Here is a 24,096-nt window from a genome sequence, read left to right as displayed (position 1 = left end):
GTTCCCATCTCGAACACAGAAGTTAAGCCTTTCATCGCTGATGGTACTTGGGGGGCAGCCCCCTGGGAGAGTAAGTCGTCGCCGGGTACAAAAAAACGGATGTTTGCTAATTTAGCAGACGTCCGTTTTTTCTTGTTTGTACCAACACTTGAGTATGAGATAAATGGAAATGAATGCGTCAAAATTCATAATAAATCCAAGGGGGCAACTCTTGAAGATCACAGCATATAGTGATATGATTAACTGGTAAACACAATATGTAGTGGGAGGGAGACGTGTGACACATTCTCATGATTTTGACAGTTCGTTAGAAAATTTGTTCGAGCATGGACTTTCTTTTGATAAATTTCTTCAAAACGCTGATGCAGATCAACGAAAAACCATTCTGGAGCTGTTGGAGAAAACCGACTTTTCCTGGATTGAAACACCTGAGACACCTGTGCGCATTCTCTATTTTGGAGAAATGTGGTGTCCGGACTGTCTCCTCAACGCGGTTGCCCTTGCTGGCATGATGAAGAAGATTAAGGTTCTGGAAGTCAGAGTGCAGCCAAGGGACGGCAATGAAGCCGTCATAAAAGGACTCGGGGATGGTGTGAAGGCAAAAATACCGACCATTGTCCCTTTGGACGACCACGGTGAAGCTTTGGGGGTTTTTGTAGAGAGGCCTATGCGCATTAGGGCGCTGGAACAAAGTGATGATCAGTTAAAGCGCATTGTGATGATGAAAGAATATAGGGCAGGTCTTTATATTGAAGATACAGCAAGAGAAATAATGGCGATGCTGAAGTAAATGATTATTGCGTTCGCTATGCAGCGATGTTACAATATATAGTGTTCATATAAAGAAATAAAGAAATTAATATACAACATATAGATTGCTACATAACACTGTAGCTTGGGGGGAACGGTACGTGACAAAGGTAATGAAGCGGAATAAAGCGGTGGTTGAGTTCAAGCCGGAAAAGATTCAGAGGGCTATTGAGCTGGCAATGAAAGAGACTGAGCTTGGCGTTGACTCTGAACTAAGCTTTGAAATCTCAAAGCGCATAGAAGATGCCGCTGCGAAAAGTGGTCTGCCTATGGAAGTCGAAGAGATCCAGGACCTTGTAGAAACGTATTTGATGGATAGTCCAAGAAAGGACGTTGCGAAGCAATATATCATATATAGAAATGAGCAGAGCAAGACCAGAGATCTTCGAAAAGCGGACAGTCGGCTTCTTTCAGATGAATTCATAAGCCGGTACAAGCACCTTGACAGCCCAATGAATCAACTGGGCAGCTTCGTCTATTACCGAACCTATTCCAGGTGGCTCCCGGAGGAAAAGCGGCGGGAGTACTGGTGGGAAACCGTAAGGCGCTCGGTTGAATATAACTGCAGCCTTGTACCTACGACTCGGGCAGAAGCGGAAGAGCTTTTCGACAATGTTTTCCATCTTCGCCAGTTCCTTTCCGGCAGAACGTTCTGGGTTGGAAATACCAGTGTCGCAAAAAATTACCCTATGGCGAATTTCAACTGCTCCTTCCAGATTATAGACAGCTTTGAAGCCTTCAGGGACGTTTTCTATCTGCTTATGATTGGTTCCGGCGTTGGTGTTCGAATTCTCAAGGAAGATATAGCGCAGCTTCCAAAGGTCAGAACGGACTTTGAGGTCATTCATAAAGACTATAGCGCCATCTCTATATCAGAGCGTGAAGATTCAACAAGTCTTGAGTATTTTTATAATCACACGGTCAAGATTACAGTGGGCGACAGCAAGGAAGGCTGGGTCCAGTCTATTGATTACTTCTTCAAGATTCTTTACAGCAATGAGTATAGAAATATCAAGACCATTATTATTGATTACGATCACGTCAGGCCAAAGGGCGAAAAGCTCAAGAGCTTTGGCGGTACGGCCAGCGGCCATATCAGCTTGAAAAATATGTTCGAAAAAATCAACAAGGCCATCAAGAAAGCGGGTCTTCGTGATGGGGCGCTGGATGAGCGAAAGCGCGTCAAGCTTAAACCAATTGATTGCCTTGATATAGCCAATATTATTGGTGAGAACGTCGTCGTTGGAGGTGTCAGAAGAACGGCGGAAATCCTGTTGATCGATCAGGATGATGAAGAATGCATCGACGCTAAGTCCAATCTATATAAACAGATTGATGGGCAATGGGTCGTAGACCGTGAAATCATCCACAGACAGATGAGCAATAACTCCATTTACTATATGCGTAAACCAAGCCGGGAGCGTTTGAGGTGGCAGATCGACCGCATGCGCTATTCCGGAGAGCCGGGTTGGGTCAACGCGGAAGCGGGTGCCAAGCGCAGACCGAACTTCAACGGTGTCAACCCATGCGGCGAAATCCTCCTGGACAACAAGGGCTTGTGTAATCTGACCACGGTCAACGTGTTCGCGTTTGTCAGACCGGACGGCACACTGGACTACAACGGACTGTTCAAGGCGCAGCGCTTGTCTGCGAAGGCAGGCTACAGGATGACCTGCGTTGAGCTTGAGATTCCGACCTGGGACGCGGTACAGCAGCGCGACAAGCTCGTAGGATGCTCCCTTACAGGCTGGCAGGATATGGTCAATGCGACGCAGATGACCGTTGAGCAGCAGGCGGATTTGCTTCGAAAACTCCGTTCTGTGGCCAAGAAGGAAGTTGAGGTCTATGCGGTTGAGCTGGGTGGTAGAGTACCTATCCTTGTGACGACTATCAAGCCGGAAGGCACACTCAGCCAGTTGCCTACGGTTTCCAGCGGCGTGCATTTTTCGCATTCGCCGTACTATATCCGTCGTGTACGGATCAGTGCGGATGATCCGCTTGTTAAGGTCTGCGAGGAACTCAATTATCCGGTGTTCCCGGAAGTCGGTCAGGATCTTGAGACCTGCTCGACGAAGGTCATTGAGTTTCCGGTCAAGGCGCCCATCGGCAAAACAAAATACGAGGTTTCCGCCCTCGAACAGCTGGAGATTTATAAACTCTTCATGGAAAACTATGTCGACCACAACTGTTCCATCACAATTCACGTCCGCAACCATGAATGGGAAGCGGTAGAGGAATGGGTCTGGAACAATTGGGATGACGTTATGGCGTTGTCGTTCCTTTCTCTTGAGGATAACTTCTACGAGCTCCTGCCGTATGAGGCAATCGAGGAGGAGGAATTTGACCGACGCGTGGCAGCTATGCAGCCGTTCAGGCCGTCTTTGATCGCCAAATATGAAAAGCAGGAGACTGTCTTTGACATTGGCACGGATGGCTGTGACACAGGCGCATGTCCGGTTCGCTAACACCTCTCTTTATATAAACCCTTTTCCCCTGACCTGCGGTTGTCGGGGGATTTTTTTGTTTAGGGTCGAGGCTGGTATTTTGTCGGTTTGAGGATCTGGGCACCATCGGCAAAAAATCTTTTGAGAGGTTTTTGCCGATGGTCTCTGCAGCACGCGTTCAATATTTTAAAGAAAGTTAGTGAAACGCAGACAGTGTTCATCTTTTCTTTACATTTGTGGCGTAAAGTCGAAGTAAGTCTAACGGCGAAGTGCTTTTCCGAACTTTGCATTGACATCTTGGAGGGGGCGTGACTATGTCTGCTGAACGTGTAAAACCAATGGGGCGAAAAAGGTCTTCGAAGATTCGGCCGTGGGTCCAGGGATTCTTTTTTATTTTTGTCTTGATCACAAGTCTCAATCATCTGCTGGAGGAAAGTGGCCAGGGGATTTCGTTCTGGCCGCAGGCATCGCTTCACGCGATCTGTCCATTTGGGGGCGTCGTGTCACTTTATCAATTCTTTTCGGTGGGGACGTTCGTTCAGAAGATTCACGAGTCTGCTTTTGTGTTGATGGCGGCAGCGTTTCTGCTTGCTGTTCTGGCGGGGCCGGTGCTCTGTGGGTGGATTTGCCCTCTTGGGACATTTCAGGAGTGGATGAGCAGACTTGGCAGAAAGCTGACCGGGAAGCGGTTTAACACATACATACCTGCGGAAGCGGACAGTGTTCTGCGCTATTTTCGCTATGTGGTACTGGTTTGGGTCGTCTATCAGACGGCGGTAACAGGAAAGCTTATTTTCCAGGATGTGGATCCTTATTACGCGCTTTTCAATCTGTGGTCAGAGGAGCTCGCGCCTGCGGCGCTGGCGGTACTGGGGGCGACGACGCTGCTGTCGCTGGTGACGGAGCGGCCGTGGTGCAAATACGCTTGTCCTTATGGTGCGGTTTTGGGGCTTTCAAACAAGTTCAGGATTTTTAAGATCCGAAGAACGGCGTCTACCTGTATTGACTGTGGGGCTTGCGACAGGGCGTGTCCTATGGGGATTAAGGTCTCTGGGATGGAGGTCGTCAAAGACCACCAGTGTATTTCGTGTCTGGAATGCACATCAGAATACAGCTGTCCTGTGCCTTCAACCGTTGAGCTTAAGGTCAAAGGCGGTGACGTCAAATGAGGATGAAGGCTTGGATGCTTGGGGCCATGGCATTGGTGGTCGTATTTGGCTCTGTGTGGATCGCGAATGCGCTGGGGTACTGGACGACAGAAAGTACGAAGACGCCGGCGCTGATAGAAAGCGGTGAATTTGCGGGGGCAGCAGATCCGGCGGATATTCGGGGGTCTTACACTTTTGGGGAATTGGAAGCAGCCTTTGGCATTGAAGTGGAGGTGCTGGCCAAAGCCTTTGGTGTGGACGCCGCGGAGGCGGAGGACTTTCAGCTGAAGTCTCTTGAAACTATTTATGAAGTCTTGGCTGAGGATGGAACTGAAGTGGGAACGGGCTCGGTAAAGTATTTCGTATCACTTTACACCGGGCTGCCTTATGAGCTCACGGAGGTCGTGTATTTACCTCTGCCTGCAGTGGAACTTCTCATTGAGGAAGGCAAGGTGGAAGGTGAGGCGGCTGAGGCGCTTCAGGCAATTGCGGTGGAAATTCCTGATGTGTCGTTAACAGGCACGGAGCCTGATGGAAGCAACGTCGAGAGCGCTGAAGAGAGCACAGAGGAAAGTGCTGTCAGCGAGGTAACCGAGACCCTTCTGATCAAGGGGCAGACGACCTTCAGGGATGTTCTGGATACAGGCGTCAGCGAGACTGAAATTGAGGCTGTCCTTGGGGCTGAAATGCCTAATCCGCTGACGGTGATTAAGACTTACTGCACTGAAGAGGCATTGAGCTTTGACGAGGTGAAATCAGGACTGCAGGCCCTTGTAGATGCGCAGTAAGCTTGTTTTCACCAGGCGCGTTTGGGATGCTCTTTATGAGTGGAAAGACTGAGGAAAAGCTGAATTTTTGTGTGAAATAAAATTGAGCGAAGGCAAGAGATCAAGTTTGTCGATGATTCGACGAGCTCAATCTCACGCCTTCGCTCTATCCCTTTTCATTTCATTAGGTCGAGGGGTTCGCGGATGTAACGGCGCATGCCGTATTTTTCTTCTGATTCAGCCAAGGCTTGTTGAATGGCCTCGGGCAAGCCTTCGAAGGTGCCGCTTTCTGGGAAAGTGATCTTGTGACTGAAAGGACAAGTGGAAAGGCAGATGCCGCAGTCGGTGCCAAGACTCCGCCAGCGCTCGTAGCAGTTTTCGTGGTCTATCTTCCAATATGGGATGCCATCATGAAAAGCATTTTTCTCATCAGGAATTGCCTTTCCGGGACAGGTCTTCTGACACTTGCCGCAGATTTCGCAGAAGTCCATAAGACCAAAAGGATCCCGCACGTCAGGAATAAGCACCGCGTTTGTGGTAACGATTCCAAGCCTGACACGGGGGCCGCTTTTTCGAGTGGTCAGAAGTCCCATTCTCCCAATCTCCCCGAGGCCCGCTTCTTGGGCAACAAGTGGTGCAATCAAAAGATAATTGCCGTCCATGTGGTTGCGGGCCTCGTAGCCGAGTTCTCTCAGCCAATAGGAGAGAATCATGCCGCCAATGCCTGCCTTGAGATAGCCCGTGCTGGTTTCTATGATCTCCTCAAGCTGAGGGGAACGGTCAATCATGTCTTCATCCATTTCTATAGTAAAGGCAATGGCAAATCCGTGGTCTAAATGGACAGGCTCTCCATAGTGCTCCGGTTTACGGCCTCTGTGGGTATACAGATGCTCATCTTTCAAGCGGGCAATGCCAACATCCTGAACGCCGAGATGCTTGGCGAGGGCTTTGATTTTTCTCGTCAGAAGCTCCGGCGCAGCCTCAAGGGGTACTTCTTTTAGGACAGGCTGTTCAGACAAGGTGTTGATGTCGCCCAGGAACTTGAAGATCGCGTCTGCTGCCGGGCTCATCAAAGGATTCCAGGTCATGGTGCCTTCAGAGCAGAGCTGTGGGAGTGAGCGTATATGAAGGTCCCGCTCCAGCCGCTCAGGATGTCTTGTGTAGTAATCCTCATAGGCGCTTGAATCAGGTTCATAGGCAAAGCGGGCAAACGGTATATCGCGTTCATCAAAACGTCTCATAGGAGGCCTCCGTTGATCTTATTTTTTTCATTATATCATTGAAAAGAATGTTAATAGGTACTCATTAGGTGGGTATACATGATTCATATTGAGTTTTTAAATTTCTTGCAATATTATGAAAATGAAAAAGGAATTTTGAAAGTCATGTAGAATGTTACACTAAGGCACAAAATCTAACACATCAGAAAGCGGGGAGAATCCTATGAAGAATTACAGTGTTGACAGAATTCGCAATGTTGCGTTGCTCGGCCACGGTGGCTGCGGCAAGACAACGCTGACTGAGGCGATTCTGTTTTCTCTTGGCGTCACCAAGCGCATGGGAAAAGTCACAGATGGCAATACTGTTTCAGATTTTGACAAAGAAGAAATCTCTCGTCAGTTTTCAATTGGCACGAGTGTCATTCCAGTTGAATGGAACGAGTCAAAGTACAATCTCCTCGATACGCCGGGATACTTTGATTTTGTAGGTGACCAGTTCAGCGCATTGCGTGTTGTAGGCGGCGCGGTTATAGTCCTCGACGCGAGCTCCGGCATTGAAGTTGGAACTGAAAAAGCATGGACCTTCACTGAAAAAAGGAATATGCCCAAAATTATTTTCATCAATAAAATGGACAAGGAAAACATAGATTACGTTAAGCTGATTCGTGATCTTAAGGATAAATTCGGGAAAAAAGTCGCGCCATTCTGTATTCCGCTTGGTGAGGACGCCAAGTTCAAAGGTTTTGTCAATGTCGTGGATCTCATAGGCAGAGAGTATAATGGCAAAGAATGTGTGGATGTCCCAGTGCCTAATGAAATGGAGCCCCGCATCAAACCTTTCCGCGACATGCTGATTGAATCTGTCGCTGAAAGTGACGAAGAGCTTATGGAGAAGTATTTCAGCGGTGAGGAGTTTACGACAGAGGAAATTCACGCCGGCCTCAGAAAGGGCGTCATCAGCAACGAGATCGTTCCAGTCTTGATTGGGTCCGCTGATAATATAATTGGCGTCCATACCTTACTGAATATGATCTATGACTATTTACCGACGCCTGCAGACATGAATGGCGGCGCGACAGTGGGCGCCCATCCTGCCACTGGAGAAGAGATTCTTCGTAAGGTGGATGACGAGGAACCGGTGTCGGCATTTGTGTTCAAGACAATTGTTGACCCTTTTGTGGGCAAGATCTCCCTGTTCAAGGTATACTCCGGAAAGGTCAAGCGGGACCAAGAATTGCTCAATGCCAACAAGGATGAGACGGAGAAGATTGGTCCAGTATTCCTTTTAAGAGGCAAAAACCAGCTTGAAGTCGACCACATCAACTCCGGGGATATTGGTGCGACAGCAAAACTTTCTCTGACAGAAACTGGAGATACGCTTTGTGACAAGAGTCAGCCCATTCGTTATGATGGAATCAACCTTCCAAAGCCGTGCCTCTTTATGGCCGTTGAGCCAAAGAGTCAGGGAGACGAAGAGAAGATCAGCGCGTCTCTGCAGCGCCTCTCGGAAGAGGATCCGTCCTTTATTGTAAGCCGCAATAATGAGACAAAGCAGCTCTTGATTGGCGGCCAGGGCAACATGCAGTTGGGGATTATTGTAAACAAGCTTAAAAACACCTTTGGTGTTGACGTCAACATGATTGACCAAAAGATCCCTTACCGTGAAACTATAAAGGGCAATGTCACAGTTCAAGGTCGACACAAGAAGCAGACCGGAGGCGCTGGCCAGTTCGGCGACGTTCATATCAAATTTGAGCATTCCACTGAGCCATTTATCTTTGAAGAGAAAATTTTTGGCGGTTCCGTGCCAAAACAGTACGTGCCTGCTGTAGAAAAAGGACTTCGCGAAGCTATGGAAAAGGGCATCCTTGCCGGTTATCCGGTGGTCAACGTGAAGGCAACGCTTATTGATGGTTCATACCACCCGGTTGACTCCAACGAGATGGCCTTTAAAATGGCAGCGCACATAGCTTTCAAGAAAGGTATGGAATCTGCTCAGCCAATACTCCTTGAGCCAATCATGCGGGTGACCATTTTTGTTCCGGATGAATATATGGGCGACATCATGGGTGATATGAACAAGCGTCGCGGCCGTATCCTCGGTATGGAGCCGGATGAGATGGGTTATCAGAAAGTCTATGCTGAGGCGCCTGAAGCAGAAATGTTTAAGTATGCAACGGACCTCCGCTCAATGACTCAGGCCCGTGGTTACTTCAGCATGGAGTTCAACCGTTATGAGGAAATGCCTATGCAGCTCGCGATCAAGATCGTTGAGGAAGCCAAAGAAAGAAATAATCACTAAGCACAGATAGAGAATGAGAAAGTATATGAAATGAAGACTGTGATAAAGCGGAGCCCTCAGCTGGCTCCGCTTTGTTTTCGACTTGAATTCAAGTTTGGTGGCGCCTCAGGATGATATTTTTTCTGGCACTGAAACCTGCTGCCAATATATAATAAGACGAGCGTCAAAGTGTCACACTTGCCACAAGGAGGTTCCCATGTCAAAAAATAAAACAATCCATGTCTGTCAAAACTGTGGTGCGCAGTCTCCAAAATGGGTGGGGCGCTGCGGGGAGTGCGGCGCATGGAACAGCTATGTGGAGGAACACATCAGGGCAGAGACGCCAAAAGCCGCTTCGCAAGGCCGTATCTCTGACTCCGCGAAGCCCATCAGGCTGATAGATGTTTCTGTAGATCGAGAGGACCGCTACAGCACCGGAATCAGCGAACTGGACAGCGTTTTGGGCGGCGGTGTCGTCCGGGGTTCATTGGTTTTAGTTGGCGGAGATCCTGGCATAGGCAAGTCCACTATGTTGATTCAAATGGCGGATAAAATATCAGTTTCAAGGAAAAGTGTGCTGTACGTTTCCGGAGAAGAAAGTGTCAAGCAGACGAAGCTCAGGGCTGACCGAATTGACGTCCGGTCAGAGTCGTTGTATATCATCTCAGAGAATGATCTGGAGGTCATCCTCAGCACGGTGGAAGCGCTCCATCCGGAGGTGCTGATCATAGATTCCATACAGACTATGTTCAGGGCAGATATACAATCGGCACCGGGCAGTGTTTCGCAGGTCAGGGAATGCACTGCGTCGCTGATGAAGACGGCAAAGCGGGAAGGGTTGTCGACCTTCATTGTCGGTCACGTAACCAAATCCGGGGCTATTGCGGGGCCCAAAGTCCTGGAGCATATGGTTGATACGGTTCTATACTTCGAAGGGGAGCGCTATAATACCTATAGGCTCCTGCGCTCAGTAAAAAACCGTTTTGGTTCGACGAACGAGATTGGGGTCTTTGAAATGACAAATGAAGGACTTGTTGGTGTTTCAAATCCATCAAGGCTTTTCATTTCTGAAAAACGGGAGGAGTCCTCTGGATCGGTCATAGTCGGAACCATGGAAGGTACCCGGCCTATGCTTGTAGAAATCCAAGCTCTTGTCTGTCAATCCGGATTTTCAGCGCCGCGGAGGACAGCAATAGGTGTAGATTACAACAAAGTGATTATGCTTATTGCGGTTCTTGAGAAAAAAATTGGAATGCAGCTCCAAGACCAGGACAGCTATATCAACGTGGTGGGCGGTATACGAATTGACGAGCCCGCAGCGGACCTTGGAATTATTGTCGCGATCGCGTCAAGTTTCAAGAATGCCGTGATCAATCCTGAGATGATGTTTTTTGGCGAGGTTGGGCTCACGGGTGAGGTGCGCAACGTTGCCCATGTTCAGAGCCGGATTTCGGAAGGCCGGAAGCTTGGGTTCAAGACTTTTGTCATTCCTGCCGGAAATCTCACAGGTCTTGATAAACAAGCGCCTGGCATTGAAATTATTGGGGTTAGAACTGTTGAGGAAGCGCTGGACGCGACTCTGAGATAATCCTGAGAAGCCATGAGGGCGGATCAAAGAAAAAGGAAGCTGATGTCCAGGCCATAGGCCAGCAGATGTCAGCTTCCTTTGTTGCCAGATGTAGTTTTCAGCAGAAGATCAAATTGCGGGCTCAATCAGCGAATCTAATAGAGGCTGTATGGCCCCAGGGTCTTAATGCGGTTGTACTCGTTCAGAAAAGAATCATAGAGGCTGATGTTCAAATGGTTGCAAAGGGCTGCCAGATAAAACAAATGTGAGCCTATTTCTTTGTCGATCTTGTCACGACAAACGGGGCAAATTTCGCCGGAGAGCTCTGTGCCGGCGTAGTTTCGGATGTCGAGATAAGCTGCGTCCTCTGGGAGGTCTTGTTTTTCTGCGTGCAGCTTGAGACAGCCGCAGGAAGTAATGGTTTTGACCGCGGCTCGATTGACACGGGCATTCGTTTCATCAAGTTTAGTGATGATGTCGAGCAGGCTGTTGTGTCGGATCAGGACGTCCTGGACGGTATTCTGGAATTGATCATAAATAATGTCACTCATTATGTCACCTCAATTTTCTGGACCAGTTTTCAAGTTTGATTCAATTTTAGCACATGAAACTCATATAGTAAAACTAATCAACAAACAATGACAAATATTAAAATCCTGTAATTGACATTAGCTTTGCTGCTATGATAGAATAATTATTTCGATTGACTGCATCTCGGATTATGTTGTATAATTATATCAGGGTCAAAGATCCGGGAGGTGGAAGAATGTTCAGAATTGGCGACAAGGTCGTTTATCCTATGCATGGCGCCGGGATTATCGAGGGCGTAGAAGAAAAAGAGATCTTGGGTGAAAAACGCAAGTATTTTATCCTGAGATTGCCGCTTAAAAATATGAAGGTCATGCTGCCGGTTGATAATGTCGAAACCATCGGCCTCCGGGAAATCATTCAGGATGATGTTATTGAAGAGGTTTTCAGTATTTTGAGTGAAGAGGGCATTGAACTGCAGCAAAACTGGAACAGGCGCTACAGGAATAATATGGAGAAGGTCAAGACTGGGGACATTTTTGAGGTGGCCATGGTGGTCAGGGACCTGATTCATATGGAACGCGAAAAGGGACTGTCTACTGGAGAGCGAAAAATGCTGAACAATACTAAGCAGATTCTCATCAGCGAAATCGTGCTGGTTTTGGAGCAAGATGAAAAAGCGATTGAGAAAATGATCGAAACCTCGGTACATTAACCCAATATAATGCTTTGGCGTCGCCTTTACAGGGGGCGCTTTTCCACGTTTACAAGAGTATGGAACTATTTTGTTAAAATATGTTAAAATATTGTTACAAACTTAAAAACAAATAGTGTACTTTAGAAAGTATATGTTAGTATAAAATAGCGGCAGATATGGATTTCTGCCGCAAAATAAATTAATGAAAGGAGGGGGAAAATGTTAAAGAAAATAATACGTGCTGTTTTGACGCTGCTTGGCGTGTCCGGCGGATATGCCCTGGGTGTCATGATGCTAGGTTTTGAATGGCTGCGGACTGCTTTTAATTACAATCCGGAAGATGTAGCTTTTACTATCATCTTTTCGACGGTTGTCGCACTTATAATCGGTTTTATCCTTTATATTTTATCGCCATATTTAATCCGCAGATTCATGGGCGTAGCGAAGCACACGGAAAAAGAGCTGGAGAAAATTCCTGCCAACACAATGCTCTTTGGATCAGTAGGGCTTATTCTGGGTCTCATGATTGCCTATCTGATCAACGGGGCCATCAACAACATCCAAATCCCTTTTGTCAGCGGCGCGCTGTCAATTTTGGCGTACATATTTCTGGGGTACCTTGGCGCCAGACTTGCGACAAAAAACATGGCGGACTTGTCGAGGCTGCCGGATATGTTCAGACGCAGTGGGTCAAAGGGCCAGGGCTCAAAGGAGCAGGGTGGCGCCAAACCCAAAATTTTAGATACCAGCGTCATAATTGACGGGCGGATTGCGGATATCTGCAAGACTGGCTTTGTCGAGGGTCCAATCATCATACCCGAATTCGTTTTGGAGGAGCTCCGGCATATAGCGGATTCTTCAGACAGCTTAAAACGCAATAGAGGCAGACGAGGTCTTGACATCCTGAAAGTCATTCAAAAAGAGATCAACGTGGAAGTTAAAATTGTGTCGACCAATTTTGAGGATGTCAGTGAAGTGGACATCAAACTGCTTAAGCTTGCAAAGGTCATGAACGGGTTTGTCGTCACCAACGACTATAATCTCAATAAGGTGGCAGAACTGCAGGATGTCAGGGTGCTCAATATCAATGAGCTGGCAAACGCTATCAAGCCGGTTGTCCTGCCGGGCGAAGAAATGGTCGTGCATGTGATCAAGGAGGGCAAGGAGTCCAATCAAGGCATTGCCTATCTGGACGACGGGACCATGATTGTCGTTGAGGGCGGAAAGCGCCACATGAATGAGACGCTTGAAGTCCTCGTCACCAGCGTGCTGCAGACAGCTGCCGGGCGCATGATCTTCGCCAAACCTCTGTAAAGTCACTATGAGTCATCAAAGACGGTCAAGCTGCTTGGCCGTCTTTTTCTTAGAAAGCAAATTACAGAAGGTAAATTTCAGATGAAAAATATAAAGGAGGGGGAAAAGCGAATGGATATGGGAATTGCTCAGGCATCGGCCATAGTTGCGGCGGCGGGTATGGGGACGCGAATGGGCGCGGGTGTCAGTAAGCAGCGCATGGCCCTCGGCGGTAAGGCTGTGCTCGCGCATGCCGTTGAGCGACTTTGTGCCTCTGGTGTGATCACGGAGTGTATTGTTGTGGTCCCCCCTGGTGAACTGTCAATTTACCAAGAGCTTATAATGGAGGTCCGAAACGAGGGGCAGATTCCACTTCGCTGTGTTGAAGGCGGCACTGACCGGATGTCCTCGATCCGGAACGGGCTGGCACAGATCTCTGAAACGGCGCGGTTTGTCCTGATTCATGACGGTGCCCGGCCGTTTGTGTCCCTCGACACCATTCTGCGCTGCGTGGAAAAGGCAGTGGATGTGGGTGCGGCCGTGGCTGCGGTTGCGGCAAAGGACACTATAAAAGTCGCGGGGGCAGATGGCATTGTTGAATCGACCCCGGACAGAAGCCGATTGTTTCAGGTCCAAACCCCACAAGTCTTCAGGCGGGACTGGCTAATGGAAGCTCATACAGCAGCAGTTCAAAACGGCTGGAGTGCCACCGACGACAGTGCGCTGATCGAACGTCTCGGGCATAAGGTATATCTCGTTAAGGGCAGTTATTTCAATTTAAAGATCACGACACCTGAAGACATGATTATGGCGGAGTCAATCCTGAAAGCCCTTTCTAAAAAGGCGGATGGACAGGAGGATTCGAAGCGGGAGGGATCGCTGTGAAAATAAAAGTAGGCATAGGCTATGACGTTCATCAGCTGGTGTCAGGGCGAAAATTGATTCTGGGCGGGGTCGACATCCCTCATGAGCTCGGGCTGCTGGGGCATTCAGACGCGGACGTATTGACACATGCCATTATGGACGCGCTTTTAGGGGCGGCCGGACTTGGGGACATAGGCCGTCATTTTCCGGATACTGATCCCGCGTATCGAGGGATTTCCAGCCTGGTACTGCTCGAACACGTGATGACGTTGATTCGAAGTCTGGGCTATGAGGTGGGCAATGTAGACGCGGTCATTGCTGCCCAGCGGCCCAAACTGTTGCCCCACATGACGGACATGAAGGCCAAGCTTGGACCGCTGCTGGGTCTTGAAGAATCTGACCTGAACCTGAAGGCGACGACGACAGAGCGCCTTGGCTTTGAAGGCCGCGAGGAAGGGATCTCTGTGACTGCGGTCTGCCTTTTGGAAAAATCATCTTAAAATATTGACAGTGACGTTTTTTCTATTATATAGTGTAACTTGAAAATCAAATATTATGGCCTTGAAGAGAACCAGTAAAAGAAAGCTGCGCTGCCCAGAGAGAGTCTGTTTGGTGAGAAGACTCCGGCGAGGCCCTTTGAACCTGTCTTGGAGCCTTGCTTAAATGCACGCGTCTGGCGCGTTACAGCCGGAAATAAGTGAGCACACCATGCCCGGCAAAGCGCTTTGGCAGCCTGTGCTAATTAGAGTGGTACCGCGGATTCCGCCTCTATCTTAAGAGGCGGCTTTTTTATTTTGGAGGAAAAGGGATTCTAATTTAAAGGATCAAGTAGGAGGATCAAGGCGTATGGCAAAGAAAGAAATGGAATTTGTAAAAGAAATAACGCGCATGGAAGACGACTTCGCACAGTGGTACACAGATGTCATTCTGAAAACAGAGCTGGTGGACTATTCACCCGTTAAAGGCTTTATGGTCATCCGCCCATATGGATACCAAATTTGGGAGAACATTCAGGCCTTCCTTGACAGACGCTTTAAGGAGACGGGCCACAAGAATATGTATTTCCCGCTCCTGATTCCTGAGAGCCTTCTCAACAAAGAGAAGGAGCACGTGGATGGCTTCGCGCCGGAAGTTGCCTGGGTTACTCATGGCGGCCAGGAAGAGCTTGCCGAGCGTCTCTGTGTGCGGCCAACTTCAGAGACCATTATCTGCTCTATGTATTCGAAATGGCTGCAGTCCTACCGGGAGCTCCCTTATCTTTACAATCAGTGGTGCTCTGTCGTTCGTTGGGAAAAGTCTACCCGCCCGTTCTTGAGAACCTCAGAATTCCTCTGGCAGGAAGGTCATACCCTCCACGAGACTTATGAAGAAGCTCAGGATGAAACCATTCAGATGCTGAATATTTATCGCGAAATGGCGGAGGAGCTATTGGCGATTCCTATGGTTACAGGACGCAAAAGTGAAAAGGAAAAATTTGCTGGCGCCTATGCGACGTACACCATAGAAGCCTTGATGCACGACGGAAAAGCACTCCAATCCGGAACCTCCCACAACCTGGGACAGCACTTTACAAAGGCGTTCGACATCACGTTCCTTGGCAGGGGCGGCGAGCTTGAATTTCCGTTCCATACCTCCTGGGGCGTTTCAACGCGGCTCATTGGCGGATTAATCATGGTGCATGGCGACAACCGCGGTCTGGTTATGCCGCCGCGCGTCGCACCAACACAGGTGGTTATTATTCCAATCGCCCAAAACAAGCCAGGGGTCCTGGACAAAGCCTACGAGCTTAAAGCAGCCCTCGTCGAGCGCGGTCTGCGCGTCGAACTGAATGACGACACGAATTACACGCCAGGCTGGAAATTCAACGAGTATGAAATGAAAGGCGTGCCGCTTCGCATTGAGATTGGACCAAGAGACATCCAGAACAATCAAGCCATGGCTGCCCGCCGTGACACGCTTGAGAAAGCGCCAATTTCACTGGAGGGCTTCGCGGATAACGTTGTGGATATGTTAGATAGCATCCACAATGCCATGTTTGAAAAAGCGAAAGCACATCGCGATCAAATGACTTTTGTCGTAGATGATTATGAGGTCTTTAAAGAGCGTATGGCGACAACTGCAGGCTTTGCCAAGGGGATGTGGTGCGGCGAGCGTGAATGCGAAGACAAAATCAAGGCGGACACAGCAGCGACGATCCGCTGCATGCCATTTGAGCAGGAGGACCTTGGCCAGGTTTGCCATTTCTGTGGAAAGCCAGCTAAGCATATGGTCTACGTCGCGAAAGCGTATTAGTATGGGTGGCGGAAAAAAAAGCCCAAACGGCAGCCTCGAGACGCAGAACTTTCGGCGCGTAACCCATCGCAGCTGTGAATTCTTTCCCTGCCACCAAGGCGTTCCTGAAGAGACCTATAATTGCCTGTTTTGTTTTTGTCCTCTTTACCTTCTAAAGGATCAGTGCGGGGGTAACTTCAGATATCTTGAAAATGGCGTAAAGGACTGCAGCGCATGTACAGTGCCCCATGGACCAGACAGCTATGACAGAATCATGGAAAAGATGGGTCTGGTTATGGAAGGCGCGAAGATGCGCCCTGAGGACGAAAAGTAAAGGTTGGTTGCAGCGTGCTTTTTCGAAAGTCGGAAAAGGCTTCAAGGAAGGCCTGACGAAGTTAAACGGAATGTAAAGGTTATATCATGGGAGGGTCTGGTACAGTGCTTTGTATCAGACCCTCTTGAAGGTATTTGTCGCAGGAGGCAAACCTCTAAGCGTCTTGTGAATTCAGCAGTTAATATGTTATGATTAAGGAATCGAAATCAGAAAAAACAGGAGGGATATCCATGACGGTAAGAGTGCGCTTTGCGCCAAGCCCGACCGGCTTTGTCCATATTGGCAGTCTCAGGACTGCGCTTTATAATTTTTTGTTCGCGAAAAAGAGTGGTGGCAAGTACATCCTTAGAATTGAGGATACGGATCAGACACGTCTCGTTGAAGGCGCTGTTGAAGGCATGCTGAATGCCATGGACTGGGCAGGCATCCATCATGACGAAGGGCCTTTCCAGGAAGGGGACAACGTTGTTCAGCGCGGGGAGTACGGGCCGTATGTTCAATCTGAGCGCCTTCCGCTCTACAAGCAATTTGCGGAGGAGCTTCTTGATTCAGGCCACGCCTATCCTTGCTTCTGCAGCAAGGAGCGCCTTGACGATCTCAGGGAGACGCAGAAAATTGAAGGCAAAATTACCCGTTATGACGGCCTCTGCCGTTCAATTCCTCTGGAGGAAGCCCGTCAGAGAATTGAAAAAGGCGAGTCTCACGTGATCCGCATGAAGCTGCCAACGGACGTTGACATTTCCTTTGAAGATATTGTAAGAGGCAAGGTCACTGTCAATACAAATGATATGGATGACCAGGTGCTTATGAAGGCCGATGGTTATCCAACCTACCACATGGCCGTCGTCATTGACGACCACGCCATGGGAATCACTCATGTCATCCGTGGCGAGGAATGGCTGCCATCGACCCCTAAGCACATCTATCTCTATCATGCATTCGGCTGGAAGGCACCGGAGCATGTCCACCTTCCAAATATCCTGAATCCTGACAAGAAAAAGCTGAGCAAGCGACAAGGTGACGTAGCCGTTGAAGACTTCCAGAAAAAAGGATACCTCCCGGAAGCGCTGGTCAACTATATAGCACTTCTTGGGTGGAGCCCTGAAGGCAACGAAGAGAAAATGTCCATGGACGAAATGGTTGAAAAGTTTTCACTTGAGCGCGTTTCCAAGTCGGGCGCAGTTTTCGACGTTCAAAAGCTGAACTGGATGAACAGCCTCTATATCAAGGAAATGCCGCTGGAAATGCTGGTGGACCAATGTATGCCATATTTTATTGAAAAAGGTTATGTGGATCCGGGCTGCGAGCACGGCCGCAGTTTCGCGACTGAAATTGTCCGCATTTCAAAGGATTCCATGGATTATCTGGCACAGTGCACAGATCTCGTGCCGCTGTTTAGAGCCAAAACAGTTGAGCCTGAAGATGGCGAAACCCTCGAAATGATGAAACAGCCGCATGTTGTCGAAATGCTTGGCGTCTTCAAGGACATGGTAGAAGCAGCGGACCAAGTGGATGCCGCATTCTCCAAACAAGTATTCAAGGAAGTGCAGGCGGCGACCGGCATCAAAGGCAAGGCTTTGTTTATGCCTATTCGCGCGGCTATTTCCGGTCAGCTGCACGGCCCTGAAATGGTGGATCTCATGACAATCCTCGGTAAAAAGAGAATTATCTCAAGAGTAGAAGACGCAATTGCAAGACTTTCTTAAAGAGGGGTGAAGACGAGATGAAGCTTTACAACAGCCTTACCCGCAAAAAAGAAGAATTCGTTCCTATAGAAGAAGGGAAAATCCGCATGTACGTCTGCGGACCGACCGTTTATAATTATTTCCACATTGGGAATGCCAGGCCGTTCCTGATTTTTGACACTTTCAGACGTTATATGGAATACAGGGGCTATGATGTCAATTATGTCCAGAATTTTACTGACGTTGATGATAAGATCATCAGACGTGCTCAGGAAGAGGGCCTGGATAGCCTTGAAATCAGCGAAAAGTATATTGAAGAGTACTTCAAGGATGCGGATGCCCTTGGCATAAGACGGGCGACGCATCATCCCAAAGTAACGGATACAATGCCTGATATTATCGCTTATATCGAAAAGTTGATCGAAAAAGGCAATGCTTATGTTTCAGGCGGAGATGTCTATTATGACACCTCAACCTTTGAGACGTATGGAAAGCTCTCCGGACAGAGCCTGGATGACCTTGAGGCTGGTGCGCGCATTGAAGTCAATGAGCAGAAAAGACATCCAGCTGACTTTGCCCTCTGGAAAGCAAAAAAGCCAGGGGAACCAAGCTGGCCAAGCCCCTGGGGCGAGGGCCGTCCTGGCTGGCATATTGAATGCTCGGTCATGAGCACGAAATTTCTGGGCGAGACCATTGACATTCACGCCGGTGGTCAAGATCTCATTTTCCCTCATCACGAAAACGAGATTGCCCAGAGTGAGGCATACTCTGACAAGCCTTTTGCCCATTATTGGATGCACAACGGCTATATCAACATCAACAACGAAAAGATGTCCAAGTCCAAGGGAAATTTCTTTACAGTCCGAGATATTTTGGCCCAGTATGAGGCGGAGGTTCTCAGATTCTTCATTCTCTCGGCCCAGTACAGAAATCCTATAAACTTCAGTGAAGCGCTGATCATGCAGGCCTCGAACGGCCTTGAGCGGCTGTACAACGCCAAGGAGAACCTTCTCTACGCTATGGAAACAGGTGAAGACGCGCCGCTTACCGTCACGGAGGTTGAAATTCTCTCGGGGCTCAGGCGGCACAAAGAGCGTTTTATTGAAGCCTTGGATGATGATTTGAATACCGCAGACGGCATTGCAGCGATTTTTGAGCTGGTCAGAGACATCAACAGCAATCTTCAGGATTCGCCCACAAGAGCGTTTGCTGAAAATGCCTATGAACTTCTGATGGAGCTTGCCGGTGTACTTGGTATACTTGGGCGGGAAAAGGGCGGTCTTGACGCGGAAATTGAAGCGTTGATCGCAGAACGTCAGGATGCCAGAAAGAATAAGAATTTCGCGAAGTCGGATGAAATCAGGGACAAGCTTAAAGCTATGGGTATTGTTTTGGAAGATACGCCTCAGGGTGTTAAATGGTCAAAGGTCAAATGATGCGCCATAAAGAGGGCGTCAGTGTGATCCATAACCAATCGGAAGAAAAATGTCCTGTTGGAATTGCAAATGATGGTGCTGGCAAAGAGACCATCGGCAACATGAAGCACTTTTTAGGGCTGGTTGGGATTTCTGAAAAAGAGATCCGCTCGCTCAGGATGGCCAATCCTTTGGTTCTCGCGTTTGTTGGTGACGCAGTCTATGAACATTATGTGCGTATGGCTGTGATTCACAGAACCAAAGGAGGGCTTCATCTGCTGCACCGGCAGTCGACCCGCTATGTAAAGGCAACAGCCCAGGCTTTTGTCGTCAAAAATCTCGAAAATTTTTTAACGGACGAAGAACGGGATATGATTCGTAAAGGCCGTAATCAGAAGGGGCATAGCGCGCCAAAGAATACACAGACCGCGGATTACCGTTTGGCTACCGGATTTGAAACTCTGATTGGCTGGCTCAGCCTGAAGGAGGATTCAAAGCGTCTGGAAGAGGTTGTGGCGAAAGCCATTGAGATCATTGACGAGTGCTCGGTGGATCCGGTCAGGATTTCGACACAATTAGAGGAGGGGCAGCAGCCATGAAGAAAGCACTGACGCGTCATGAGAAGACACTGTTTCTCCTTCTGGCGGTATCTCTGGCGCTGCTTATAGTCAAATCCGCAGTGCTGGATTCGGTTAAGCCAATGTCGCCTGAAATAGAGGTTTTCAGGGAAGAAACCATAGCATCTTTGGAAATGCCGCCTATTAAGATCATCAGAATGGTTAAATTTGAGGAGACGGTTTCAGAAGGGCTGCCGGCGTATAAAGGAAAATTCAGAAAGTATATCTTTGGAATCATGCCATATGGCGACTACGTCGCCATTAAAACCATAACAGCAGGAGGGAATCCATGATGCATGTTGAGCTGCTGGCGCACACACCGGAACCTGAAAGAGTAGTGGCGGCGGCCGCTAAGCTGTGCTATTCGAGAACTGGCGCCTCGGATTTGTCCGAAGCGCTGGATGCGTCGTCGATCTCAAAATTTCTTGCAATTTTAGGAGAGCTCGGCCATGAGTCGCCACTGGAGCATATGTCGTTTACCTTCGCAGTAGAAGGCGTCAGCCGCGTGCTGACGCATCAGCTTGTCAGACACAGGATCGCGTCTTATTCCCAGCAGTCTCAGAGGTATGTGCGCCTCGATCACTTTGAGTATATTACACCGCCTGAAATTGCAAAGGATGCGGCGGCGGTGGAGATCTTCCAGGCGTCCATGGCAGCAGCACAAAAATCTTACGATACGTTGGTGGAGATCTTGAAGCCTAAGATAGAGGCGCGTATGATCGCTGAGGGGGTTTCGCCCAAAAAGGCATCGCAAAGCGCGGAAAAAGCAGCCATTGAGGATGCCAGATTTGTCTTTCCCAACGCATGCGAGACAAAAATTGTCGTGACCATGAACGCCCGAAGTTTGATGAATTTCTTCAGACACCGCTGTTGTGAGCGGGCGCAGTGGGAAATCAGGGCGCTTGCGACTGAAATGCTTCGACTTGTAAGGCAAGTTGCACCCAGCGTGTTTGCTCAGGCGGGACCGGCCTGTGTCAGCGGTCCATGCTCAGAGGGAGTCATGACCTGCGGGAAAATAGTTGAGATTCGGGAAAAATTCAAACATTTGTAATGTGGAGGTTGCAATGAGCGATATCATTGAAGGCCGGAACCCGGTCATTGAAGCGCTGAAAGCCGGTAGGGAGATCGATAAGATTTTGGTCGCTGACGGCGCGACAGAGGGATCTGTCAAAATAATTCTCGCTATGGCGAGCGAAAAGAACATTATGGTCCAGAAGGTCGCCCGGGCAAAGCTGGATCAGATTTCGACAGCGGACCGTCATCAGGGTGTGGTTGCTTATGTGGCAGCCTATGATTATTCAGACCTGGAAACCGTCCTCGATCAAGTGGAAGCAAGGGGTGAAAAGCCCTTTGTCATTCTCTGTGATGAGATCACGGATCCTCATAATCTGGGTTCGATTATTCGGACCGCGGACGCGGTCGGCGCTCACTGTGTCGTCATTCCAAAGCGCCGCTCAGTCGGTTTGACGGCAGTTGTGGCCAAAACGAGTGCCGGGGCGCTGGAGTATGTGCCGGTCTGCAAAGTGACAAATCTCAGTCAAAGTATAGAAATGCTGAAAAAGCGTGGTTTGTGGATTGCCGCGGCTGAAATGGAGGGCAATGTCGCCCATTTCGAAGCGGATTTGACAGGAAGTATTGCTCTGGTCATTGGAAGTGAAGGTCAGGGGATCAGCCGCCTGGTCAAGTCACATTGCGATTTTCTTGTAAAAATTCCCATGAAAGGCAAGGTCTCATCCCTGAATGCTTCAGTAGCAGCTTCGATCTTGATGTATGAGGTGTTTAGACAGCGTTATGGAAAAGACACCTAATTCCCAATCGAGAAATAAAAGGCTGATGGGCAGAAATCGATTTCTGCTGCTGGATGGCTATAATGTCATTCATGCGATCGAAAGCTACAAGGCGCTTTCTGTGGAGTCTCTTGAATCATCAAGATATGCGCTTCAGGATGACCTCGTCGATTACAGGGCATTTACCGGGGATACCGTCATTGTCATTTTTGACGCGTATACCTCTAAAGGGAAGAAAATTAAACGCGAACTTTTTAAAGGTGTAGAAATTGTTTTTACAAAAGCGCACCAGACGGCAGACAGTTATATTGAATCAGAGGTTGAACGCCTCGTTCGGGATCCAAAGAACCTCGTCAGGGTGGTGACTTCAGACTGGGCTGAACAGCAGGTTGTCATGGGCAGCGGTGCGGTCAGGATGACGCCCAGGGAGTTCTATTATGAACTCCAGAAGGTGCGCTCGGCGATTCGCGAACGTTTGCCAAAGCATGCCAAGGGCGGGGAGTCCTTGGAGTCACAGCTGACAGTTGAGGAAAAAGAGCTTTTGGACGCTATAAGAAGAGGGAATTCGTCTTGACGATTCGATTCTAAATCGAGTATAATGAAAAAGACGGCAAATTTCAGGGGGCTGAATGTATGGATATCTATTCAAGGTATGAAGAGGTGTCCGACCTGGACAGCTGCCATGAGGAAGAGGTTGTGGCGCTTGCCAGAAGCGGCAACGCGAAAGCCCAGGAATATCTGATCAAAAAGTATAAGAACTTTGTCCGCGCGAAAGCCAGAACATACTTTTTGATTGGTGCAGACCGGGAAGATATCATCCAGGAAGGCATGATAGGCTTGTTCAAGGCAACGCGGGACTACAAGCCAGGCAGGATGTCATCCTTCAGAGCGTTTGCGGAGCTGTGCATCACGAGACAGATCATAACTGCCATCAAAACTGCGACGCGGCAGAAGCACATTCCGCTCAACAGTTATGTTTCACTCAATAAACCAATCTATGACGAGGAATCCGAGCGCACGCTCCTGGACGTCCTTTCTGGCAAAGTGATCTCAAATCCTGAGGAGCTCTTAATCTCCAGGGAAGAGTTTGACAGCATTGAGACGAAAATTGGAGAGGTTCTCAGCGAACTTGAATGGCAGGTTCTGATGTTTTATCTGCAAGGAAAATCCTATCAAGAAATTGCGGAAGACCTTGACAGACATGTCAAATCCATAGATAATGCTTTACAGAGAGTGAAACGCAAGCTGGAAAAATTTCTTCAGGAAGATAAGAGATAGTCTCTCAAAACGATTTATTGGTGAGCTTTCGTGCCCATGTAGCTCAGTAGGTCAGAGTGTCGCCTTGGTAAGGCGGAGGTCGGCGGTTCAAATCCGCTCGTGGGCTCCACACTTGTTTTAGTCACCAATAGATCGTTTGCTGTTTAAAGTCATTCAAACTGTAAGCGCATAGAAAAAGGGAGGAAATCCAAAAATGGGTAAGCAAAAGTTTCTTAGAAACAAGCCACACGTCAATATTGGAACGATTGGTCACGTTGACCACGGTAAGACAACGCTGACAGCGGCTATCACAAAAGTACTTTACACAAAATACGGTCTTGGCGAAGAAGTCGCGTTTGACAACATTGACAAAGCGCCTGAAGAGAGAGAGCGCGGCATCACAATTTCAACGGCACACGTTGAGTACGAGACGCCTAACCGTCACTACGCACACGTCGACTGCCCAGGCCATGCCGACTACGTCAAGAACATGATCACGGGCGCAGCGCAGATGGACGGTTCCATTCTGGTTGTATCCGCAGCGGACGGCCCAATGCCGCAAACGCGTGAGCACATCCTGCTTGCACGTCAGGTAGGCGTTCCATACATCGTCGTATTCCTCAACAAGTGCGACATGGTTGATGACGAAGAACTCCTCGAGCTCGTTGAAATGGAAGTTCGCGACCTGCTCAACATGTACGAGTTCCCTGGTGACGATACGCCAATCATCCGCGGCAGCGCACTGCTCGCACTTGAAGATCCTACATCTTCATGGGCAGACAAGATCGTTGAGATGTTCGAAATCATCGACACTTATATCCCAGAGCCACAGCGCGACATTGACAAGCCGTTCCTGATGCCTGTCGAGGACGTTTTCTCCATTACTGGCCGCGGTACAGTTGCTACTGGCCGTATCGAGCGTGGTATCGTCAAAGTTCAGGAAGAAGTTGAGATCGTCGGTCTTGCTGAAGAGAAGCGCAAAGTAGTCGTTACAGGCGTTGAGATGTTCAAGAAGCTCCTCGACGAAGGCCGTGCAGGCGACAACATTGGCGCACTGCTCCGCGGCGTACAGAGAACAGAGATCGAGCGCGGTCAGGTTCTCGCGAAGCCG

At 48.8% G+C, this 24,096-nt stretch carries 23 protein-coding genes, 1 tRNA gene, 1 rRNA gene and 1 other annotated feature; of the genes, 23 read left to right on the top strand and 2 right to left on the bottom strand.

The features are described 5' to 3' along the window. The 5 genes from rrf to BLP63_RS15845 all read left to right on the top strand — a co-directional run. Positions 1-87 (top strand): 5S ribosomal RNA (rrf, locus tag BLP63_RS15865); the annotation flags it as partial. A 190-nt stretch (positions 88-277) separates the two neighbouring features. Continuing rightward, on the top strand, positions 278-790 hold the full coding sequence (locus BLP63_RS15860; protein ID WP_170829509.1) for a thioredoxin family protein: 513 nt from the start codon (positions 278-280) through the stop codon (positions 788-790). Positions 791-911: 121 nt separating this feature from the next. Next, the gene (nrdJ, locus tag BLP63_RS15855) at positions 912-3,275 is read left to right on the top strand and encodes a ribonucleoside-triphosphate reductase, adenosylcobalamin-dependent (protein ID WP_242870948.1); all 2,364 of its coding nucleotides are present in this window, start codon (positions 912-914) and stop codon (positions 3,273-3,275) included. 293 nt (positions 3,276-3,568) lie between these two features. Beyond that, positions 3,569-4,423: a 4Fe-4S binding protein gene (locus BLP63_RS15850; RefSeq protein ID WP_207646492.1), complete on the top strand. Its 855-nt coding sequence runs from the start codon at positions 3,569-3,571 to the stop codon at positions 4,421-4,423. Then, positions 4,420-5,190 carry a hypothetical protein gene (locus BLP63_RS15845; RefSeq protein ID WP_092593327.1) on the top strand — a complete coding sequence of 257 codons (771 nt, stop codon included), beginning with the start codon at positions 4,420-4,422 and terminating at the stop codon, positions 5,188-5,190. The genes BLP63_RS15850 and BLP63_RS15845 overlap by 4 nt, the downstream gene beginning before the upstream one ends. Positions 5,191-5,345: 155 nt before the next feature. On the opposite strand, the gene BLP63_RS15840 is transcribed toward BLP63_RS15845, so the two are convergent. After that, positions 5,346-6,410 (bottom strand): 4Fe-4S dicluster domain-containing protein, encoded by a 1,065-nt coding sequence (locus tag BLP63_RS15840; RefSeq protein ID WP_092593325.1) that lies wholly within the window; start codon positions 6,408-6,410, stop codon positions 5,346-5,348. A 202-nt stretch (positions 6,411-6,612) separates the two neighbouring features. On the opposite strand from BLP63_RS15840, the gene fusA reads away from it, so the two are divergent. Both fusA and radA read left to right on the top strand, forming a co-directional pair. Further along, complete coding sequence (fusA, locus tag BLP63_RS15835) at positions 6,613-8,691, top strand: elongation factor G (protein WP_092593323.1); 2,079 nt, start codon at positions 6,613-6,615, stop codon at positions 8,689-8,691. Between the two features lie 196 nt (positions 8,692-8,887). Next, complete coding sequence (radA, locus tag BLP63_RS15830; protein ID WP_092593321.1) at positions 8,888-10,258, top strand: DNA repair protein RadA; 1,371 nt, start codon at positions 8,888-8,890, stop codon at positions 10,256-10,258. Between the two features lie 134 nt (positions 10,259-10,392). Here the strand turns inward: radA and BLP63_RS15825 are convergent, their stop codons facing one another. Next, on the bottom strand, positions 10,393-10,788 hold the full coding sequence (locus BLP63_RS15825; RefSeq protein ID WP_092593319.1) for a nucleoside triphosphate pyrophosphohydrolase family protein: 396 nt from the start codon (positions 10,786-10,788) through the stop codon (positions 10,393-10,395). 215 nt (positions 10,789-11,003) lie between these two features. Between BLP63_RS15825 and BLP63_RS15820 the strand changes: the two genes are divergently transcribed. The 16 genes from BLP63_RS15820 to tuf all read left to right on the top strand — a co-directional run. Next, positions 11,004-11,480, top strand: coding sequence for a CarD family transcriptional regulator (locus BLP63_RS15820; RefSeq protein WP_092593317.1), 477 nt, complete (start codon positions 11,004-11,006; stop codon positions 11,478-11,480). Positions 11,481-11,681: 201 nt separating this feature from the next. After that, complete coding sequence (locus BLP63_RS15815) at positions 11,682-12,776, top strand: PIN/TRAM domain-containing protein (RefSeq protein ID WP_092593315.1); 1,095 nt, start codon at positions 11,682-11,684, stop codon at positions 12,774-12,776. Positions 12,777-12,887: 111 nt separating this feature from the next. After that, a complete protein-coding gene (gene ispD, locus BLP63_RS15810; protein WP_170829508.1) occupies positions 12,888-13,640 on the top strand; it encodes a 2-C-methyl-D-erythritol 4-phosphate cytidylyltransferase in 753 nt (250 codons plus the stop codon). 2 nt (positions 13,641-13,642) lie between these two features. Beyond that, positions 13,643-14,119 (top strand): 2-C-methyl-D-erythritol 2,4-cyclodiphosphate synthase, encoded by a 477-nt coding sequence (gene ispF / locus BLP63_RS15805; RefSeq protein WP_092593335.1) that lies wholly within the window; start codon positions 13,643-13,645, stop codon positions 14,117-14,119. A 52-nt stretch (positions 14,120-14,171) separates the two neighbouring features. Next, positions 14,172-14,392 (top strand) — a binding site (T-box leader). A gap of 73 nt (positions 14,393-14,465) precedes the next feature. Next, complete coding sequence (proS, locus tag BLP63_RS15800; protein ID WP_092593311.1) at positions 14,466-15,911, top strand: proline--tRNA ligase; 1,446 nt, start codon at positions 14,466-14,468, stop codon at positions 15,909-15,911. Between the two features lies 1 nt (position 15,912). Further along, a complete protein-coding gene (locus tag BLP63_RS15795; protein ID WP_092593309.1) occupies positions 15,913-16,224 on the top strand; it encodes a cysteine-rich small domain-containing protein in 312 nt (103 codons plus the stop codon). A gap of 230 nt (positions 16,225-16,454) precedes the next feature. Continuing rightward, positions 16,455-17,930 (top strand): glutamate--tRNA ligase, encoded by a 1,476-nt coding sequence (gene gltX / locus BLP63_RS15790; RefSeq protein ID WP_092593307.1) that lies wholly within the window; start codon positions 16,455-16,457, stop codon positions 17,928-17,930. 17 nt (positions 17,931-17,947) lie between these two features. Next, positions 17,948-19,345 carry a cysteine--tRNA ligase gene (gene cysS, locus BLP63_RS15785; RefSeq protein WP_092593305.1) on the top strand — a complete coding sequence of 466 codons (1,398 nt, stop codon included), beginning with the start codon at positions 17,948-17,950 and terminating at the stop codon, positions 19,343-19,345. 23 nt (positions 19,346-19,368) lie between these two features. After that, complete coding sequence (locus BLP63_RS15780) at positions 19,369-19,923, top strand: Mini-ribonuclease 3 (protein WP_242870947.1); 555 nt, start codon at positions 19,369-19,371, stop codon at positions 19,921-19,923. After that, positions 19,920-20,234 (top strand): hypothetical protein, encoded by a 315-nt coding sequence (locus BLP63_RS15775; protein WP_092593303.1) that lies wholly within the window; start codon positions 19,920-19,922, stop codon positions 20,232-20,234. Before BLP63_RS15780 ends, BLP63_RS15775 begins: the two co-directional genes overlap by 4 nt. Continuing rightward, positions 20,234-20,992, top strand: a complete 759-nt coding sequence (thyX, locus tag BLP63_RS15770; protein ID WP_092593331.1) for an FAD-dependent thymidylate synthase — start codon at positions 20,234-20,236, stop codon at positions 20,990-20,992. The genes BLP63_RS15775 and thyX overlap by 1 nt, the downstream gene beginning before the upstream one ends. Positions 20,993-21,005: 13 nt before the next feature. Then, complete coding sequence (gene rlmB, locus BLP63_RS15765; protein WP_092593301.1) at positions 21,006-21,749, top strand: 23S rRNA (guanosine(2251)-2'-O)-methyltransferase RlmB; 744 nt, start codon at positions 21,006-21,008, stop codon at positions 21,747-21,749. Next, complete coding sequence (locus tag BLP63_RS15760; RefSeq protein WP_170829507.1) at positions 21,733-22,302, top strand: NYN domain-containing protein; 570 nt, start codon at positions 21,733-21,735, stop codon at positions 22,300-22,302. The genes rlmB and BLP63_RS15760 overlap by 17 nt, the downstream gene beginning before the upstream one ends. A 59-nt stretch (positions 22,303-22,361) precedes the next feature. Then, positions 22,362-23,006 (top strand): RNA polymerase sporulation sigma factor SigH, encoded by a 645-nt coding sequence (gene sigH / locus BLP63_RS15755; RefSeq protein WP_092593297.1) that lies wholly within the window; start codon positions 22,362-22,364, stop codon positions 23,004-23,006. A gap of 32 nt (positions 23,007-23,038) precedes the next feature. Further along, positions 23,039-23,115 (top strand) — tRNA-Thr (locus tag BLP63_RS15750). 84 nt (positions 23,116-23,199) lie between these two features. Next, positions 23,200-24,096, top strand: an 897-nt coding sequence (gene tuf / locus BLP63_RS15745) for an elongation factor Tu (protein ID WP_092593295.1), incomplete at its 3' end; no start/stop codon positions are given.

Origin of the sequence: Acidaminobacter hydrogenoformans DSM 2784, from assembly GCF_900103005.1 — a bacterium.
GTDB lineage: Bacteria > Bacillota > Clostridia > Peptostreptococcales > Acidaminobacteraceae > Acidaminobacter > Acidaminobacter hydrogenoformans.
The sequence above is the reverse complement of the archived record's forward strand: the minus strand, read 5'-3'. Positions and strand labels throughout refer to the sequence as shown.

Coding starts and splice junctions, on each gene's coding strand:
- ispD (WP_170829508.1), top strand. CDS start 12,888: ATGGATATGGGAATTGCTCAGGCATCGGCCATAGTTGCGGCGGCGGGT.
- BLP63_RS15775 (WP_092593303.1), top strand. CDS start 19,920: ATGAAGAAAGCACTGACGCGTCATGAGAAGACACTGTTTCTCCTTCTG.
- BLP63_RS15840 (WP_092593325.1), bottom strand. CDS start 6,410: ATGAGACGTTTTGATGAACGCGATATACCGTTTGCCCGCTTTGCCTAT.
- fusA (WP_092593323.1), top strand. CDS start 6,613: ATGAAGAATTACAGTGTTGACAGAATTCGCAATGTTGCGTTGCTCGGC.
- cysS (WP_092593305.1), top strand. CDS start 17,948: ATGAAGCTTTACAACAGCCTTACCCGCAAAAAAGAAGAATTCGTTCCT.
- radA (WP_092593321.1), top strand. CDS start 8,888: ATGTCAAAAAATAAAACAATCCATGTCTGTCAAAACTGTGGTGCGCAG.
- BLP63_RS15825 (WP_092593319.1), bottom strand. CDS start 10,788: ATGAGTGACATTATTTATGATCAATTCCAGAATACCGTCCAGGACGTC.
- sigH (WP_092593297.1), top strand. CDS start 22,362: ATGGATATCTATTCAAGGTATGAAGAGGTGTCCGACCTGGACAGCTGC.
- BLP63_RS15850 (WP_207646492.1), top strand. CDS start 3,569: ATGTCTGCTGAACGTGTAAAACCAATGGGGCGAAAAAGGTCTTCGAAG.
- proS (WP_092593311.1), top strand. CDS start 14,466: ATGGCAAAGAAAGAAATGGAATTTGTAAAAGAAATAACGCGCATGGAA.
- gltX (WP_092593307.1), top strand. CDS start 16,455: ATGACGGTAAGAGTGCGCTTTGCGCCAAGCCCGACCGGCTTTGTCCAT.
- BLP63_RS15820 (WP_092593317.1), top strand. CDS start 11,004: ATGTTCAGAATTGGCGACAAGGTCGTTTATCCTATGCATGGCGCCGGG.
- BLP63_RS15795 (WP_092593309.1), top strand. CDS start 15,913: ATGGGTGGCGGAAAAAAAAGCCCAAACGGCAGCCTCGAGACGCAGAAC.
- rlmB (WP_092593301.1), top strand. CDS start 21,006: ATGAGCGATATCATTGAAGGCCGGAACCCGGTCATTGAAGCGCTGAAA.
- BLP63_RS15760 (WP_170829507.1), top strand. CDS start 21,733: ATGGAAAAGACACCTAATTCCCAATCGAGAAATAAAAGGCTGATGGGC.
- thyX (WP_092593331.1), top strand. CDS start 20,234: ATGCATGTTGAGCTGCTGGCGCACACACCGGAACCTGAAAGAGTAGTG.
- BLP63_RS15845 (WP_092593327.1), top strand. CDS start 4,420: ATGAGGATGAAGGCTTGGATGCTTGGGGCCATGGCATTGGTGGTCGTA.
- BLP63_RS15815 (WP_092593315.1), top strand. CDS start 11,682: ATGTTAAAGAAAATAATACGTGCTGTTTTGACGCTGCTTGGCGTGTCC.